This is a genomic window from Acidiphilium sp. JA12-A1 (assembly GCF_000724705.2).
GTDB lineage: Bacteria > Pseudomonadota > Alphaproteobacteria > Acetobacterales > Acetobacteraceae > Acidiphilium > Acidiphilium multivorum.
In genome coordinates, this window is record NZ_JFHO01000053.1 from 80,801 (window position 1) to 96,399 (window position 15,599).

16 protein-coding genes and 1 tRNA gene are annotated in these 15,599 nt (G+C 68.1%); 10 read left to right on the top strand and 7 right to left on the bottom strand.

The genetic code is table 11. The features are described 5' to 3' along the window. Window positions 1–322: 322 nt before the first annotated feature. The 6 genes from RT91_RS21470 to RT91_RS10455 form a co-directional block, all read right to left on the bottom strand. Window positions 323–565, bottom strand: coding sequence for a hypothetical protein (locus RT91_RS21470; RefSeq protein WP_152982821.1), 243 nt, complete (start codon window positions 563–565; stop codon window positions 323–325). Between the two features lie 88 nt (window positions 566–653). Then, window positions 654–729: transfer RNA gene (locus RT91_RS10435), tRNA-Lys, on the bottom strand. Between the two features lie 70 nt (window positions 730–799). After that, window positions 800–1,354 carry a peptidylprolyl isomerase gene (locus RT91_RS10440; protein ID WP_007424414.1) on the bottom strand — a complete coding sequence of 185 codons (555 nt, stop codon included), beginning with the start codon at window positions 1,352–1,354 and terminating at the stop codon, window positions 800–802. After that, window positions 1,351–1,860, bottom strand: coding sequence for a pantetheine-phosphate adenylyltransferase (gene coaD, locus RT91_RS10445; protein ID WP_011942052.1), 510 nt, complete (start codon window positions 1,858–1,860; stop codon window positions 1,351–1,353). Before coaD ends, RT91_RS10440 begins: the two co-directional genes overlap by 4 nt. Further along, window positions 1,853–4,585, bottom strand: a complete 2,733-nt coding sequence (gene gyrA, locus RT91_RS10450; RefSeq protein ID WP_013639576.1) for a DNA gyrase subunit A — start codon at window positions 4,583–4,585, stop codon at window positions 1,853–1,855. Before gyrA ends, coaD begins: the two co-directional genes overlap by 8 nt. Before the next feature lie 45 nt (window positions 4,586–4,630). Further along, window positions 4,631–5,341 carry a squalene/phytoene synthase family protein gene (locus tag RT91_RS10455; protein ID WP_035187155.1) on the bottom strand — a complete coding sequence of 237 codons (711 nt, stop codon included), beginning with the start codon at window positions 5,339–5,341 and terminating at the stop codon, window positions 4,631–4,633. 117 nt (window positions 5,342–5,458) lie between these two features. Here RT91_RS10455 and RT91_RS10460 point away from each other — a divergent pair, with 117 nt between their 5' ends. Then, the gene (locus RT91_RS10460) at window positions 5,459–6,064 is read left to right on the top strand and encodes a superoxide dismutase (RefSeq protein ID WP_007424792.1); all 606 of its coding nucleotides are present in this window, start codon (window positions 5,459–5,461) and stop codon (window positions 6,062–6,064) included. A gap of 69 nt (window positions 6,065–6,133) precedes the next feature. On the opposite strand, the gene yajC is transcribed toward RT91_RS10460, so the two are convergent. Beyond that, entirely contained in the window at window positions 6,134–6,493 is a 360-nt protein-coding gene (gene yajC, locus RT91_RS10465; protein ID WP_007424791.1) for a preprotein translocase subunit YajC, read from the bottom strand. 110 nt (window positions 6,494–6,603) lie between these two features. Here yajC and RT91_RS10470 point away from each other — a divergent pair, with 110 nt between their 5' ends. The 9 genes from RT91_RS10470 to RT91_RS10510 all read left to right on the top strand — a co-directional run bounded on the left by RT91_RS10470 (window position 6,604) and on the right by RT91_RS10510 (window position 15,597). Next, the gene (locus RT91_RS10470; protein WP_007424790.1) at window positions 6,604–7,473 is read left to right on the top strand and encodes an ATP-binding protein; all 870 of its coding nucleotides are present in this window, start codon (window positions 6,604–6,606) and stop codon (window positions 7,471–7,473) included. A gap of 66 nt (window positions 7,474–7,539) precedes the next feature. Then, entirely contained in the window at window positions 7,540–8,289 is a 750-nt protein-coding gene (locus RT91_RS10475) for an energy transducer TonB (RefSeq protein ID WP_011942057.1), read from the top strand. Between the two features lie 42 nt (window positions 8,290–8,331). Further along, window positions 8,332–9,966: a peptide ABC transporter substrate-binding protein gene (locus RT91_RS10480; protein ID WP_138919257.1), complete on the top strand. Its 1,635-nt coding sequence runs from the start codon at window positions 8,332–8,334 to the stop codon at window positions 9,964–9,966. Between the two features lie 5 nt (window positions 9,967–9,971). Then, a complete protein-coding gene (locus RT91_RS10485; RefSeq protein WP_011942059.1) occupies window positions 9,972–10,916 on the top strand; it encodes an ABC transporter permease in 945 nt (314 codons plus the stop codon). Next, window positions 10,913–11,776 (top strand): ABC transporter permease, encoded by an 864-nt coding sequence (locus tag RT91_RS10490; protein ID WP_013639572.1) that lies wholly within the window; start codon window positions 10,913–10,915, stop codon window positions 11,774–11,776. Before RT91_RS10485 ends, RT91_RS10490 begins: the two co-directional genes overlap by 4 nt. Continuing rightward, the gene (locus RT91_RS10495) at window positions 11,773–13,605 is read left to right on the top strand and encodes an ABC transporter ATP-binding protein (RefSeq protein WP_240314261.1); all 1,833 of its coding nucleotides are present in this window, start codon (window positions 11,773–11,775) and stop codon (window positions 13,603–13,605) included. The genes RT91_RS10490 and RT91_RS10495 overlap by 4 nt, the downstream gene beginning before the upstream one ends. Further along, complete coding sequence (locus tag RT91_RS10500; RefSeq protein ID WP_007424784.1) at window positions 13,602–14,273, top strand: MotA/TolQ/ExbB proton channel family protein; 672 nt, start codon at window positions 13,602–13,604, stop codon at window positions 14,271–14,273. Before RT91_RS10495 ends, RT91_RS10500 begins: the two co-directional genes overlap by 4 nt. A 3-nt stretch (window positions 14,274–14,276) precedes the next feature. Continuing rightward, on the top strand, window positions 14,277–14,690 hold the full coding sequence (locus RT91_RS10505; protein ID WP_035187156.1) for a biopolymer transporter ExbD: 414 nt from the start codon (window positions 14,277–14,279) through the stop codon (window positions 14,688–14,690). Continuing rightward, the gene (locus RT91_RS10510; RefSeq protein WP_035187157.1) at window positions 14,656–15,597 is read left to right on the top strand and encodes a tyrosine recombinase XerC; all 942 of its coding nucleotides are present in this window, start codon (window positions 14,656–14,658) and stop codon (window positions 15,595–15,597) included. Before RT91_RS10505 ends, RT91_RS10510 begins: the two co-directional genes overlap by 35 nt. The last annotated feature ends 2 nt before the right edge of the window (window positions 15,598–15,599 follow it).

The window sequence follows — 15,599 nt, forward strand, 5'->3', positions numbered from 1 at the left end:
ATCCGATCAGATGGAGTCATCTGATCGGATAAAAATGCTCGATTTATCAGCATGATAGAGCACTACATCCGATCCAAAAGGATCGGAAAGTGCTCTAGCGCCCCACGAATCACATCAAGAACGATCTGTGGTCCTGTTACCCCAGCGCGGCGCCCGCAATGCGCCTGGCTGCGATGACGTGATCGATGATCGGAAGTTGCGACACGATCCGGTGCGCGCAATTCGCGCCAGCGAGTTCAGGGCGCGGCGGGCAGGCTGCGCACCGCTGGCCGCCAAGTCCTCGCTATAGTCGCTGGAACTGAAGCGCGAGGCGCCGTCGGCATCATCGCAACAGTTCCGACCCAGAGGCCATCGCGGCGCCGTTCGTCGGTTTGTTGCTCGGCGACCCGGGGATCCCGCGCACAGCCACCAGGAGGGGCGGTTCTTCCACAGTCATTACGACGGCTTGCGTTGGCTGACGCTCTACTTGTTCAGTGAACGGGATCTTCTGGCAGCGAAGCCGCGGCGCCCGAAGATCGACGCAACCACCGGAGCCATCGAGGAGAAGATCGCGCGGATCGTCCATCAGATCTGCCCAGCGCTATGGCCGTTCGGGGCATATTGCCCGAATTTCCGCGCAGGGGACTTCTTTAGCGACCAAGTGATTGCCTTACTGGTGAGCCCGCAGGGATTCGAACCCTGGACCCCAAGATTAAAAGTCTCGTGCTCTACCAACTGAGCTACGGGCTCTCACCAATGTGCCCGCCGGAAAGACCAATTCCGGCGGGGTTCGTCAAGAGGCTGAGACGGATTGCCGGTATTACGCGGCGAGTTCCATCTTGATGATCTTGGTCGGGTCAGTGACCCGGCCGCTCTGGCCCTGGCCCTTCTTGATCTCGTCCACATAGTCCATGCCCGCCGTAACCTGGCCGAACAGGGTGTACTGGCCGTCAAGCCAGGCGGCGGGAGCGAAGCAGATGAAGAACTGGCTGTTCCCGCTGTTCGGGTCGCTGGTGCGGGCCATGCCCACCGAACCGGTGAGGAACTTTGCCTTGTCGGTGAACTCGGCGGGCACGTTGGGCAGGTTGCTGCCGCCGGTGCCGGTGTTGGTGGGGTCGCCGGTCTGCGCCATGAAGCCGGCGATCACGCGGAAGAATTCGCAGCCGTTGTAGAAGCCGCGCGCGGTCAGCGTGCGGATCTGCTCGCAGGTTTTCGGCGCGAGGTCGGGGCGCAGCTCGATCGTGACGACGCCGAAGGGCAGCGTCATGTGAATGGTGTTCGACGTGCTGGCGGCGGAAGCGGATTCGGACATGAAAACTCCGGCAAGGGGGGTGGAAGCGGCGGCGGCGAGAAGCGTGCGGCGTCTGATGATCATGGTCTGCCAACCCGGCGAAGGGTCCTCTCCAACGTCAGTTTCGGAACGAAGCTCGAGATGTCGCCGCCCAGCTGGGCGATCTCCTTGACGAAACGCGACGAGATGAACTGGTGCCGCTCGCTTGCCATCAGGAAGATCGTCTCGATCCGCTGGTCGAGTCGTGCATTCATCCCGGCCATCTGGAACTCGTAATCGAAGTCGGAGACGGCGCGCAACCCGCGCACGATCACTTGTGCGCTGACCTGCTGGGCAAAGGCGATCAGCAGCGAATCGAACGCCTGCACATCGATTTCGGTGCCCGTGCGTTCGGCGATCGGCGCGATCTCGGCGCGGACCATCTCGACGCGCTCGGCGGTGGGAAACAGCGGCCCCTTGCCGGCATTGCGGGCCACGCCGATGACCAGCTTCGAGCAGAGCTGGGCGGCGCGGCCGATAATGTCGAGATGCCCGTTGGTGATCGGATCGAAAGTTCCCGGATACAGACCGATCAGACCGCCATCAGCCATCCTGTTCCTCCCCCGCTTCGTCTCCGCCGTCGTCGAGGACGGGGAAGACGCTGGTCACCTGTTCGTCCTTTTCCACCCGCACAAGCGTCACGCCCATCGCCTGGCGGCCGGTGATGCGCACCTGGTCCACCGGGGCGCGGATCAGCTTGCCCTGGTCGGTGACGAGCATGATGTCGTCCCCCGGCCGGACGGGGAAGCTGGCGGCCACCGCGCGGCCGTTGCGCGCCGCGAGCGCGATATTGGCGATGCCCTGCCCGCCGCGGCCGGTGACGCGGTATTCATAGGCCGAGGAGAGTTTTCCGAACCCGCCGGTGGTGACGGTGAGGATCATTTCCTCGGCCGATTGCAGGGCCGCGATCCGCTCGGGGGTCAGCTGGATGTCAGCCGCCGCCTCGTCGGACTCGACAGCATCCAGCTCGCCCTCCTCGCCGCCGGCGCGGCGCTGGGCGGCGGCGTATTTGAGATAGGCTGCGCGTTCATCCACGCTCGCCTCGACATGGCGGAGCACGGAGAGCGAGATCACCTCGTCGCCGGCGCCGAGGCGGATGCCGCGCACGCCGCTGGAGTCGCGGCCCGCGAAGACGCGCAGCGTGTCATCGGTGATCTGGAAGCGGATGCAGCGGGCCTGACGCGTGGCAAGGAATACGTCGTCGCCCTCGCGGCAGGTGGCGACGCCGATCAGACGGTCACCGTCGTCGAGCTTCATCGCGATCAGGCCGGTGGAACGGACATTGCGGAAATCGGCGAGGCGGTTGCGCCGCACATTGCCCGAGGCGGTGGCGAAGACGAGGTGCAGGTCGTTCCACAGGCTTTCGTCCTGCGGCAGCGGCAGCACGGCGGTGACGGCATCGCCATTCAGCTCGGGCAGGATGTTGACGATCGCCCTGCCCTTCGCCGCCGGCGCCGATTCGGGCAGGCGCCAGACCTTCTCGCGGAACGCCTTGCCGCCCTGGCTGAAGAACAGCACGAACTGGTGGGTATGGGCGTTGAAGCTGCGGGTGATCACGTCGTCGCCGCGCATCGAGGCGGCGGCGCGGCCGCGACCGCCGCGGTTCTGGGCGCGGAAGGCTTCGAGCGGCGTGCGCTTGATGAAGCCGTCGCGCGTCATCGTGACGACCATCTGGCCCGGCTCGATCAGGCTTTCATCGTCCTGGTCGGCGACGCTGTCCTCGATGCTGGTCAGGCGCGGGGCGGCGATGCGGGCGCGCACGGCGAGCAGTTCGTCGCGCATCACCTCAAGCCGGCGCGGGCGGGAGGCGATGATTTCGAGCAATTCGCCGATGCGGCGGCCGACCTCGGCGAGTTCGGACTGGATCTTCTCGCGTTCGAGCCCGGTGAGGCGCTGCAGGCGCAGTTCGAGGATACCGCGGGCCTGCGCCTCGGTCAGGCGCACGGTGCCATCCGCCGAGATCTGGTTGCCGTGATCGTCGATCAGTTCCAGCAGCGGGCGAACATCGCCGGCCGGCCAGTCCCGCGCCATCAGGGCGATCCGGGCGGAGGCCGCGTCCGGCGCCGCGCGGATAAGGGCGATCACCTCGTCGATATTCGCCACCGCGATGCCGAGCCCGACCAGCAGATGCGCCCGGTCGCGCGCCTTGTTCAGCTCGAAGCGCGAGCGGCGCAGGATCACGTCCTCGCGGAAGGCGATGAAGCAATCCAGCGCATCGCGCAGGCCGAGCTGGCGCGGCCGGCCGCCATCGAGGGCGAGCATGTTGATGCCGAAGCCGGTCTGCATCTGGGTGAAGCGGTAGAGATGGTTGAGCACGACCTCTGGCGTGGCGTCGCGCTTCAGCTCGATCACCATGCGCATGCCCTCGCGGTCGCTCTCGTCGCGCAGGTCGGCAATGCCCTCGATTTCCTTGGCCCGCACGAGTTCGGCGATGCGTTCGAGCAGCGTCGCCTTGTTCACCTGATAAGGCAGCTCGCTGACGATGATCGCCATGCGGTCCTTGCGGATTTCCTCGATGCTGGTGCGCGCGCGCACGACGATTCCGCCGCGGCCGGTCTCGAAGGCGCTGCGGATGCCGGAGCGGCCGAGAATGATGCCGCCGGTCGGGAAATCCGGGCCGGGGACGATTCGCATCAGGTCATCAAGCGTTGCCTCCGGCTGCGCGATGAGATGCAGCGTCGCGTCGATGATCTCGGCGGGATTGTGCGGCGGAATGTTGGTCGCCATGCCCACGGCGATGCCGTTGCCGCCATTGACCAGCAGGTTGGGGAACGCGGCGGGCAGGACGCGGGGCTCGCTGTCGCTCTCGTCATAGGTCGGCTGGAAATCGACCGTATCCTTGTCGATGTCGGCGAGCAGGGCCATCGCGGCATCGGCGAGGCGGGCCTCGGTGTAGCGCATCGCCGCCGGCGGATCGCCGTCGACCGAACCGAAATTGCCCTGGCCGTCGATCAGCGGCACCCGCATCGAGAAGCCCTGGGCCATGCGGACCGCGGCATCGTAGATCGCGGCGTCGCCGTGCGGGTGGTATTTGCCCATCACGTCGCCGACCATGCGGGCGGATTTGCGATAGGGCTTGTCCGGCGTGTTGCCGGCCTCCTGCATCGCGTAGAGGATTCGGCGATGCACCGGCTTCAGCCCGTCCCGCGCATCCGGCAGGGCGCGCGAGACGATCACGGACATGGCGTAATCGAGATAGGAGCGGCGCATCTCCTGCTCGATCGTCACGGGCACCTGGCCGCTTGGCCCTTCGGTCTGGTCGGTCGTGTCAGTCATGGCGGCGTCATATCACCTGCGCCGCGCGGGGGCGAGGGGTGCGGCTCAACAGCGGCCGGTCAGCCCGGCGATGACAACGGCAATCCGGTCCGCGAGGCCGCGCGGCGCCGGACCGGTCGGGCGGCGCAGGTCGCGCCGGGCGAGCACCGCCGGCAGGGCGGCGGCCAAACCGGCACGCGGCGCGCGGCGGCGCAGCAGGCGGGCCGCCTCGTCGCGCAAGGCCGCAGGGTCGGTGCCATCCTGCGGCAGCAGGTCGCGGCCGGCGGCTTCAAGCGCGGGGGCGGCGCGGAGAATGCCGGCAATGCCATAGCCGGTGCCGAGGTCCTCCAGCGCCGCGAGTTCGGCGGACTCGGTCACGCCGAGCACCGTGCCGGCAATCCGCGCCAGCCCCCCCGCCGTGCCGCGCGCGTAGTCGAGAAAGGCGGCGCGGTCGGGAATCGGTTCGGCTTCGGCCTCGCGCGCGTCGATCAGCGCCGTGAGGGCGGCATCGGAAAAGATGCCTTGGGCCAGCCCGGCACGGAGTTCCACGGCGAGCGGATGGGCGCGATCGGCGCCTTCAACGACCTCGCGCCACCATTGCAGGCGAATCAGCGCGAGCGGCGGCTGGCTCGCGACTTCGCGCGCCCGGGCCAGTTCATGATTGAAGGCGTAGAGCACGAACAGCCAGCGTCGCGATTGCGGCGGGGCGAAGATCGCGCCGAGGAAGCGGTCGGGATCGGCGCAGCGGACCTGGGCCGCGAGATCGGGTTCGTTCATTGCGGAACTCTTTCGATGCTTGACGCTGGCAGGGCCGGACCATAGCTACCGGACGAGCGGTCGGCACGCACCGTGCCGGCGCCGAAACAGAAGCCCAAACCGGATCGGAGATGCCCCATGGCCTTTGAACTCCCCGCGTTGCCCTATGCGCACGCAGCCCTTGCCGCGCATGGCATGTGCCAGGAAACGCTCGAACTGCACCACGGCAAGCACCATCAGGCCTATGTGACGGCGCTGAACGGTTTCGTCGAGAAGAACGCCGACCTGCAGGGCAAGAGCCTTGAGGAGATCGTCGCCTTCACCTACAACAAGGCCGATCTCGCGCCGGTGTTCAACAATGCCGGGCAGCACTGGAACCACAATCTGTTCTGGCAGTGCATGTCGCCGACCGACGGCGGCAAGCTGCCGGGCCGGCTGGAAGCGAAAATCGCCGAGGACTTCGGCGGCGTCGCGCAGTTCAAGGACGCGTTCAAGACCGCCGGCACCACCCAGTTCGGCTCTGGCTGGGCCTGGCTGATCCTGACCCCCGGCGGCAAGCTCGCCGTGACAAAGACGCCGAACGGCTCCAACCCGGTCGCCACCGGCGAGGGCAAGCCGCTGCTCGGCCTCGATGTGTGGGAGCACTCCTACTATCTCGATTTCCGCAACCGCCGGCCGGACTATATCCAGAACTGGCTCGACAAGCTCGCCAACTATGCCCACGCCGAGCACCTGCTGGGCTGAGGCCGGGCAAGACCCGCCGTTGCAGGACGGCCCCGGCGCGAACCGCCGGGGCCGTTCCCGTTTCCGGGCTTACTTCTTCTTCGGCTCGGCCGCCTTGGTCTCGGCCGGCTTCGAGTCGGTCAGCACGCTGCTGATGGTGCTGCGCAGCACGGTGATGCGGACGTTGGGGGCGATATCGACCTCGATTTCCTCGGCGCCATCCAGAGCCTTGGCCACCTGGCCGACAATGCCGCCGCCGGTCACCACCTTGTCGCCGCGGCGGATGGCGGCGAGGCGTGCCTTCTGCGTCTTGGCCTGCTGCTGCTGCGGGCGGATCAGGATGAAGTAGAAGACGATGACGATCAGCACCAGCGGTGCGAAATTGATCACCGCCGCCATTGCACCGGAAGGTGATGACGAGGCAGCGGCATAGGCGGTGGCGATGAACATGCGGGATACCCTGATCTGATGTGGTGAAGCTTGTCCTTGGTCGGGCGGGACCATAGTTTGCACGCCCGCCCCGTCAAGCCGCGCGGGGCGCGCCTGCCTGAGGAGACGTCATGGACCAGCCGACACACGACCTGCTCGCCCGCATCGCCGATGCGCTCGACCGCCTCGCCCCGCCGCCGCCGCCGCCGGCCGAGGTGAGCGCGCACGATGCCTATGTCTGGCATCCCGAGCGCGCGGCGCTGGAGCCGGTGGATCAGGTCTCGCGCGTGCCGATCGGGCTGCTGCAGGGCGTGGAGCGGCAGAAGGACATCCTGACCGAGAACACGCTGCGCTTCGCCCGCGGCCTGCCGGCCAACAACGCCATGCTCTGGGGCGCGCGCGGGATGGGCAAGTCCTCGCTGGTGAAAGCGGCGCATGCGGCGGCGAACCGGGCGTTTCCCGGCAGCCTCGCGCTGATCGAGATCCATCGCGAGGACATCGCCACCCTGCCGGCGCTGCTCGACATCCTGCGCGGCCAGCCCCGCCAGTGCCTGATCCTGTGCGACGATCTCAGCTTCGAGCGCGAGGATGCCGACTACAAGGCACTCAAATCGGTGCTCGATGGCGGCATCAAGGGCCGGCCGGACAACGTGCTGTTCTACGCGACCTCGAACCGGCGGCACCTGATGCCGCGTGACATGATCGAGAACGAACGCAGCACCGCGATCCACGCCTCGGAGGCGACGGAGGAAAAAGTATCGCTGTCGGATCGCTTCGGCATCTGGCTCGGGTTTCACAATTGTGATCAGCAGACCTTCTTCGCCATGATCGAGGGCTATGCGAAGGCGTTCGCCCTCGATGTCGACGCCGAAACCCTCCATGCGGAGGCCGTGGAATGGTCGGTGACGCGCGGCGCCCGGTCGGGGCGGGTGGCCTGGCAGTTCATCTGCGATCTCGCCGGGCGGCTCGGCCGCCGGATCGAGGCCGGCGCGGCGCCTTGACAGCCGAGGGCCCGCCCCTGAAGACAAGGACGTGACGGACGAGACCGATCAGCGCCGGTGCCACGCATGAGGACGGAGGGGGCGACCGCGAACGGCGCCATTCCGCCCTGGCAGCCGGACGAGCTGGGCCTGCCGCGGGCGACGGCGGCGGGGCTGGTGATTGTCGGGCTGATCGCCGCCGCGGCGTTCTACGCCGCGCGCCATCTGCCGCGCTACCGCACACCGCTGGCGCCCGCCACCACCGTGCATCTGGTCCGGCTCGCGCCCCCCCTGCCCTTGCCACCGCAGCCGGTGCAGCCGCCGCCACCGCCGCTACCCGTGCCTCCCCCGCCGGTTCCGCCGCCGCCGCAGCCGAAACCGCTGCCACCGCCGCCCGCACCCTCACCCATGCCGCCGCCCAAGCCGCTGCCGAACGTGGTGCACCATCCGCCACCGCCACCGCACCCGCGGCCCAAGCCGCAGCCGGTCCATCGCCCGGTGCCGCATCCGGCGCCGCCGCCACCCAGGGCAAAGAGGCCACCGCCGCAACCGGCCTTCGATTTCGCGCAATACGCCGCCGGACTTCGCGGGCCGCTGCAGCGCGAAGTGCATGTGACGCAGACAATGCGCATGCTCGGCGTGAATGGCACGGCCTTCATCGAGTTCACCCTGGCGCCGAACGGAAAGCTGCTTTCGGCGCAGGTCTACCGCAGCAGCGGCAACCCGCTGATCGACCGCGCGGCGCTGGATGCCGTCCGGCACCACCGCTTCCCGCCCTTCCCCGGCACGGAGGACAAGACCTTCGCGGTGCCGATCGAGATCAGGGTCGGGGAGTGACAATCCAGACCGGCTGAGCCGATGCGGCGCGGTTCAGTCCTGATGCGATCGCGCCTGCTGGCGGCGGTGATTCTGGCCATGGTCGCGGCAGGGCCGAGCTTCAGCGCGGGACGCTGCGACACGGTGGTGGTGCCGCCGGGGCTCGGGCTCGGCACGCCGCCGGCGAGCGTCGATTCACTCAACCCGTTCCTGATCGGCTCCGCCTACGATGCCGAAGCCGCCGGCCTGCTCTATGACGGGCTGCTCTGGATCAGCCGCAACCACACCATCACCTGGTCGCGCAGCATCGCATCGGCGATCGAGGTCTCCGATGACAAGACCACCTTCACCGTGACGATGAAGCCTCGCACCTGGTCGGACGGCGTACCGGTGACGGCGGAGGACGTGAAATTCACCTTCGACCTGATCCGCAAGCTCGGGAAAACCTATACCGGCTACGGCCAGGGCGGCATGCCGGGGCTGGTGAAGTCGCTCAACGTGCTCGGGCCGCACCGCTTCCGGGTGGTGCTGAAGCGGAGCGTGAACCCGACCTGGTTCGAACTGACCGGCCTCAGCCAGCTGACCCCGTTTCCCGCCCATGCCTGGACCCGCTATTCCGTCAACCAGATGTGGCGGCTGCAATCGACGCCCTCGTTCTTCCGGGTGGTGGACGGCCCCTTCCGGATCGGCCGCTACGTCATGGGCCGCTACATCAGTTTCGTGCCCAACCCGACCTATCAGGGCCACAAGCCGGACATCCGTCGGTTCATCATGGTCTTCCTGAATTCGGACGGCGCGGTGTTCGAGGGGTTGCGCACCGGCACGCTCGATGCCGGCAACCTGCCCTTCTCGCTGTGGCGGGCGCAGCGGAAGCTGCCCGACGCGCGGGAGCTGCGACTGCCGCCAAATTTCGGCTTCGACTACATGGAACTGAGCTATCGCAACCCGAAAGTCGCCTTCTTCCGCGATGTGCGGGTGCGCCAGGCGATTGCCGACGCAATCGACCAGAAGCGAATCATCCGCCTGCTCCTGCACGGGACAACGAAGCCGCAGCACGGGCCGGTGCCGGTGGACCCGCCGACCTTTCTCTCGCCCGCGGCGAAGGCCGGGAAATATCCCGTGGGTTATGACACGGCAAAGGCGAAGGCCCTGCTCGCCGCCGCGGGCTGGAAACCGGGACCGGACGGCATCAGGATGAAGGACGGCAAGCGTCTTGCCTTCACCGACGTGATTCCCTCCGGCAACGTGACCGGCCAGCTCGGCGCCGAGCTGATCCAGGCGGATCTGCGCGCCGTCGGCATCGCGATGACGATCCGCGAGGTCACGTTCAGCCAGATGCTGGTGCTCAGCTACAAGCCGCTTCAATGGGAGGCGATGCAGTTCGGCTGGGCGCTCGGCGTCTACCCCGACGATTCCGCCCAGCTTGCAAGCGATGGCGCGTTCAACCAGTCCGGCTACAGCGACGCGCGGATGGACGCGCTGCTGAAGGATGTGCAGACGAAGCCGGGCCTGGAACCACTCTACGCCTATCAGGATTATGCGGCGGCACAGCAGCCGGAAATTTTCCTGCCCGAGCCTGGCAGCGTGGTGCTGGTGCGCAACGGGCTCGAGGGCGTGCGGAAGTTCCTCAGCCCGACCGGCGCGTGGTCACCGCAATACCTGCACTGGGCGCCGGGCGCGTGTGGTGGGCGCCGGTGAGGCGGGTGATCCTTTCGCGCCTCGCCGCTTCGGCGCTGACGCTCGTGCTGCTGGTGACGATCGTGTTCTTCATGGTGCATGCGACGCCCGGCGGCCCGGCCTATTCCATCCTCGGCCAGAAGGCGACGCCGGAGGCGGTGCGCCAGCTCAATGTCCGGCTCGGCCTCTCGGCGCCGTTGTGGAGGCAGTATCTGGTCTGGTGGGCGCATCTTCTCGAAGGGCGGCTCGGCTATTCCTATCTGCTGAACCGGCCGGTGGCCGGCCTGATCGCGGCATACGCGGCGAACACCCTCGCCCTCTATCTCGGCGCCATCACCCTTTCGGTGCTGCTTTCGATCGCCATCGGGTTGGTGCAGGGGGCCTTCTGGGGCCAGTGGCCGGCGCGGCTGATCGGTGCGGCGCAGCTCGTTCTCTACGCCATGCCGGTGTTCTTCGCCGGCACGATCCTGATCCTCTATGTCGCGGTGAAATGGCGCTGGCTGCCGGCAGGCGGCATTGCCGATATCCGGCACGCCGCACCGGGAGTGGCCGATTACGCCCGACATCTGATCCTGCCGGTGGTCACCGTCGGGCTGCTGGGAACCGCCGGGCTGTCGCGCTATTTCGGCGCGGCGGTGCATGAGGAACTCGGCAAGGACTACGTGCGCACGGCACTGGCCAAGGGGCTCGGGTTTGGCGCCGTGCTGCGCCGGCACGTCTTGCGCAACGCGCTGCGACCGCTGGTAACGATTCTCGGCCTGTCCTTTCCCTACATCTTCGCGGGCTCGGTGCTGGTCGAGACCGTGTTCGACTATCCGGGGCTCGGCTTCCTGCTGTGGCGATCGGCATTGTCGCAGGATTATCCGGTGATTTCCGCGATCGTGTTGCTGATCGGCGTGCTGACGGTGATCGGCAACCTGCTCGCCGACCTGGTCAATGGCTGGCTCGATCCGCGGGAGCGCTTCGAATGAGCGCAACGAAGGGCGCCCTGCCCCGCCCGGTTTCGGCGCGGCTGGCCGCATGGGTCGGTGCCCGTGGGACACTCGCGGGCGGCGCGGCGCTCGCGCTCGCGATCTGCGGCTTCAGCCTGTTTGGCGGCCTCGCCTGGCACGCCAGCCCCTATGCGATCCACGGCCACCACACGCTGATGGCGCCGACGCGCGCATTCCCGCTCGGCACCGACCAGATCGGCCGCGACCTGCTGGCGCGGCTGATCGCGGGCGGGCGGGCGACGCTGATCGTCGCACTGCCGGCGTCGATGCTCGGGTTTCTCCTCGGCATCGCCTACGGGCTGGCGGCCGCCCTCGGTCCGCGCTGGCTGGATGCCACGCTGATGCGCCTGCTCGACGCCGTGCTGGCGCTGCCGGGCCTCGTGATCCTGATCTTCTTCGCCGCCCTGTTCACGCCGGGCACCTTCACGCTGATCCTGCTGCTGGGCCTCACGGCATGGCCGGGGCTCGCGCGGCTCGTGCGCAACGAGGCGATCGCGCAGCGCGGGCGCGATTTCATCCTTGCGGCCCGGCAGTTCGGCGGCGGTTCCGCCTACATCGCGCGGGTGCACATCCTGCGGGTGATCGCGCCGATCCTCGCCGTGAACGGCACGTTTCTGGTGGGCGACCAGATCCTCGCGCTCTCGGGCCTCAGCTTTCTCGGTCTCGGCGTGCAGCCGCCGATGGCAAGCTGGGGCGGACTGCTGGAATCCGGACTGAACCTGATCGCGCTCGATCCATGGTGGATGATCCTGCCGCCGGGACTGATGATCCTTCTCTCGATCCTCGCCACCAACCTGATTGGCCAGGGGCTGCTCGCGCGGCAGGACACCGGGCGGTGAGCCCCGTGCTGGACCTCGACCGGCTTTCGGTCACGCTGCGCCGGCGCGACGGCACCCGCCTCGCGCTGCTGGAGGGACTGAGCCTCTCGGTCGCGGCGGGCGAAATGACCGCGCTGGTCGGCGAGAGCGGCTCGGGCAAGACGATCGCCGCACTCGGCATGATCGGCCTGCTGCCGCGCCGGGCGGAAGCTACCGGGCGGGTCCTGCTGGCCGGCACCGATCTGCTGACACTTCCGCGGGAAAAAATGCGGCGGGTGCGCGGCGGCGAGATCGGGATGGTGTTCCAGAATCCGCTCGCCGCCCTCAACCCGGCGATGCGGGTGGGCAGGCAGGTCGAGGAAGTCTACCGCCTTCATACCGGCGCCGGGCCGGATGCCGCGCGGGCGCAGGCGCGGGCGCTCTTCGACGAGGTCGGGATTCCGCGCGGCGCCGAGCGGCTGGACGATTTCCCGCACCAGTTCTCGGGCGGGATGCGGCAGCGGGTGATGATCGCGATGGCGCTGGCCTGTGGTCCGAGGCTCCTGATCGCCGACGAGCCGACCACCGGGCTTGATGCGCTGGTCGCACGGCAGATCCTGGCGCTGATCACGCGACTGTGCCGGGAGCGGGGCATGGGCGTGCTGTTCATCACGCACGATCTCTCGATCGTCGAGGCGCATGCAGCGCGGGTGACCGTGCTCTATGCCGGGCGGGCGGTGGAATGGGGCCGCGCCGCCGACCTGTTCGCGACGCCGCGCCACCCCTACACACGCGCCCTGCTCGGTGCGGTACCGGGGCCTGAGCAGGCGCGGCTGGTCACCATTCCTGGCACCCTGCCCGATCCGGCGGCATTTCCGCCGGGTTGCCGGTTCGCTCCGCGCTGTATCCTGCGCGAGGCCGCCTGCGAGGCAGGGTTTCCCGCGACGGATACGCTGGGCGGGACCGCCTTCGCCTGCCGTCGCGGCCGTGAGCCGTCGCCGGTGCCGGAACGGAACCCGACGCGTGTTGCCCGGCCGGTGGAGGCGGCAGGCGAGCCGGTTCTGGAGGTTTCGGAACTGCGCGTCGAATATGACCGCTGCCGATCGGACTTCGCTTTCCGGCGTCCACCGTCACTTCTCGCCCTCGCCCCGGTTTCCTTTACGCTGCGGCGGGGCGAATGCCTCGGCGTGGTTGGCGAGAGCGGATCGGGCAAGTCGAGCCTCGGCCGCGCGGTGCTGCAGATGCTGGCGCATGAAGGCACGGTGCGGCTCGGCGGTGCCGACCTCGAGAGGATGCGCGGCAAGGCGCTTGCCGCGGCAAGGCGGCGCATCCAGGCGGTATTCCAGGATCCGCGCGAGTCGATGAACCCGCGTATGCGGATCGGCGACATCGTGGCCGAGCCGCTGCGCCTCGCTGGCGTCCGCAAGCACGAGAGACGCGCGCAGGCCGCGGCGTTGCTCGACCGGGTCGGGCTCGGCGCGCGCCTGTTCGACCTGTTGCCCGGCCAGGTCTCGGGCGGCGAGGCCCAGCGCGTGGCGATCGCCCGCGCGCTGGCGGCGGCGCCGGACGTCATCGTGCTTGATGAACCGACGTCGAGCCTCGATGTGTCGACCCAGGCGCTGCTGCTCAACCTGCTGAAAGACCTCGCAAGTGATGAGGGGCTCTCCTACATCCTGATCAGCCACGATATCGCGACGGTGTTCCACATGGCCGACCGCCTGCTCGTGCTGCGGGAAGGCCACGTCATCGAGGCCGGGGTCGCGGGGGATTTACTTGCCGGTGCGAAATCCGACTATACGAAGGAACTGATCGCTGCCGGCGCGTCCGCGCGCTGGCGCGGGCCCGAACACACCGAGGAGCTTAGCTCATGAATGAAATCGTCCGCCTCGTCATGATGACGGGTGGTCTGCTGGCGGTGATGCCGGTTCTGCTGCTGGTGACACTCGTCGTCGGGCTCGAACGGTTCTGGCTGCTCAAGCGCACGCTCGGCGCCGGGCGGCGCATCCATGCCGCGCTGCGCGCCGTGGGTTATGGCAATCCGGCCGGGCTGCGCCAGCTCGCCGAGACGAACGGCGCCACGCTGCAGGGCCACCTGATCGCAACCGCGCTGGCCTCGCGCGGGGAAAACGCCGACGAACTCGACAATCACCTCGAGGAAGAGATCATGGACGCCATGCCGCGGATCACCCGGGGCCTGTGGATTCTCGATACCGCGGTGACGATCGCGCCGTTGCTCGGGCTGTTCGGCACGATCATCGGCATGATCCAGGCCTTCGACGTGCTGTCGAGCAACGGAGGGCCGGCGAAGGTGACAGGCGGGATCGCCGATGCGCTGGTCTCGACCGGCGCGGGCCTGCTGATCGCGATCATCGCCGTCTATCTGGTCAATTATTTCAACAATCTCAGCCGCCGGATCGTCCTGCAGCTCGAACTCATCAAGGTGGTGCTGATCAACCGTCTGCACGGGCGCGGGCTGGCCGGCGACGACGCGGTGGAGGATCCGCCCAAGCGGCGCGCTGCCAGCATGGCCAGGGTCTGAGCGATGCGCCGCAGACGCGATCATCTGGAGCGCGAACGCCCCCGGCTGGAAATCGTGCCGATGATCGACATCATGATGTTCCTGCTCGTGTTCTTCGTGATGATCGTGCTCAAGATGATCCCCGATTCCGGCGTCGCGCTGAAGCTGCCGGGCGCGCAGACGGCGAAGGAGATGAAACCGGCCCAGGTGGTGGTGATGATCGACGCCGCCGGCAAACTGCACGTGAAGAACCAGGTGGTCACGCTGGCGGGGCTGCAGACCTATCTCGGCCAGGTCGTGGCCGCGAAAAGGAAGGTCGATGTCGTCATCGCCGGGGACAAGGATATCCGCTACCAGCGGTTGATGCAGGTGATGGACACCGTGCGCAAATCCGGGATCGTCAATGTCGGGCTCGCGACCAAGCGGCCCGGCAACTGACGCCCAGGCGCTGCGGGTCGAATTTCTCGACTTTCTCGTCGGGGAGCGGCGAGCCGCGGCGCTGACGGTGTCGACCTATGGTGCCGATCTCGCGGAATTTCTCGGCTTCGTCACCCGGCATATCGGCGCCGAGCCAACCGGCGCCGATCTCGCGGCGCTGAGTCTCGCCGATTTCCGGGCCTGGCTGGCGAAGGCGGCGAGCGATGGCGTCGGCAACGCAACACGGGCGAAGAAACTTTCCGCGGTGCGCAGCTTTTTCCGCTGGCTGCGGCAGCGTCACGGCATGATCAACGAGGCGCCGGGGCTGCTGCGCACGCCGAAATCGCGCCGCCCCCTCCCCCGCGCGCTGACCGCGCCGGACGCCGCCGCCGTGGTGGACAGCCTGGGCGACGATGCGGCGAGCCCGGCGCTCGCGGCGCGCGACACCGCGCTGATGGCGCTGCTCTACGGCGCCGGGCTGCGGATACACGAGGCGCTCGGGCTCGATATCGGCGATCTGCCGCCGGAGGGCGCGCCGCTTTCGGTGCGCGGCAAGGGCGGGCGGCAACGGATCGTGCCGCTGCTGCCGGTGCTGCGACGGGAGATCGCTTCCTGGCTGCGGCACCACCCCGCCCCCACGCCGGACGCGCCGCTCTTTCTCGGTGCGCGCGGGGCGCGGCTCAATCCCGGCGTGGTCCAGCGGCGGCTGCGGGATTTCCGCCGGCTCAACGGCCTTCCCGAACACGCCACGCCGCACGCGCTCCGGCATTCCTTCGCGACACATCTGCTGGCCAATGGCGCCGACCTCAGGGCGATCCAGGAACTGCTCGGCCACGCCAGCCTCTCCACCACGCAGCGCTATACAGCGGTGGATGCCGACCGGTTGATGGCGGTCTGGCAGGCGGCGCATCCGCGAGCGAAGACCTGACG

Excerpts from the sequence above, each read along its gene's own strand:
- RT91_RS10480 (WP_138919257.1), top strand. The coding sequence starts at position 8,332 with ATGCGATCGCGCCTGCTGGCGGCGGTGATTCTGGCCATGGTCGCGGCA.
- coaD (WP_011942052.1), bottom strand. The coding sequence starts at position 1,860 with ATGGCTGATGGCGGTCTGATCGGTCTGTATCCGGGAACTTTCGATCCG.
- RT91_RS10470 (WP_007424790.1), top strand. The coding sequence starts at position 6,604 with ATGGACCAGCCGACACACGACCTGCTCGCCCGCATCGCCGATGCGCTC.
- RT91_RS10510 (WP_035187157.1), top strand. The coding sequence starts at position 14,656 with ATGTCGGGCTCGCGACCAAGCGGCCCGGCAACTGACGCCCAGGCGCTG.
- RT91_RS10475 (WP_011942057.1), top strand. The coding sequence starts at position 7,540 with ATGAGGACGGAGGGGGCGACCGCGAACGGCGCCATTCCGCCCTGGCAG.
- RT91_RS10455 (WP_035187155.1), bottom strand. The coding sequence starts at position 5,341 with ATGAACGAACCCGATCTCGCGGCCCAGGTCCGCTGCGCCGATCCCGAC.
- RT91_RS10500 (WP_007424784.1), top strand. The coding sequence starts at position 13,602 with ATGAATGAAATCGTCCGCCTCGTCATGATGACGGGTGGTCTGCTGGCG.
- RT91_RS10490 (WP_013639572.1), top strand. The coding sequence starts at position 10,913 with ATGAGCGCAACGAAGGGCGCCCTGCCCCGCCCGGTTTCGGCGCGGCTG.
- RT91_RS10460 (WP_007424792.1), top strand. The coding sequence starts at position 5,459 with ATGGCCTTTGAACTCCCCGCGTTGCCCTATGCGCACGCAGCCCTTGCC.
- gyrA (WP_013639576.1), bottom strand. The coding sequence starts at position 4,585 with ATGACTGACACGACCGACCAGACCGAAGGGCCAAGCGGCCAGGTGCCC.
- yajC (WP_007424791.1), bottom strand. The coding sequence starts at position 6,493 with ATGTTCATCGCCACCGCCTATGCCGCTGCCTCGTCATCACCTTCCGGT.
- RT91_RS10505 (WP_035187156.1), top strand. The coding sequence starts at position 14,277 with ATGCGCCGCAGACGCGATCATCTGGAGCGCGAACGCCCCCGGCTGGAA.
- RT91_RS21470 (WP_152982821.1), bottom strand. The coding sequence starts at position 565 with ATGGACGATCCGCGCGATCTTCTCCTCGATGGCTCCGGTGGTTGCGTC.
- RT91_RS10440 (WP_007424414.1), bottom strand. The coding sequence starts at position 1,354 with ATGATCATCAGACGCCGCACGCTTCTCGCCGCCGCCGCTTCCACCCCC.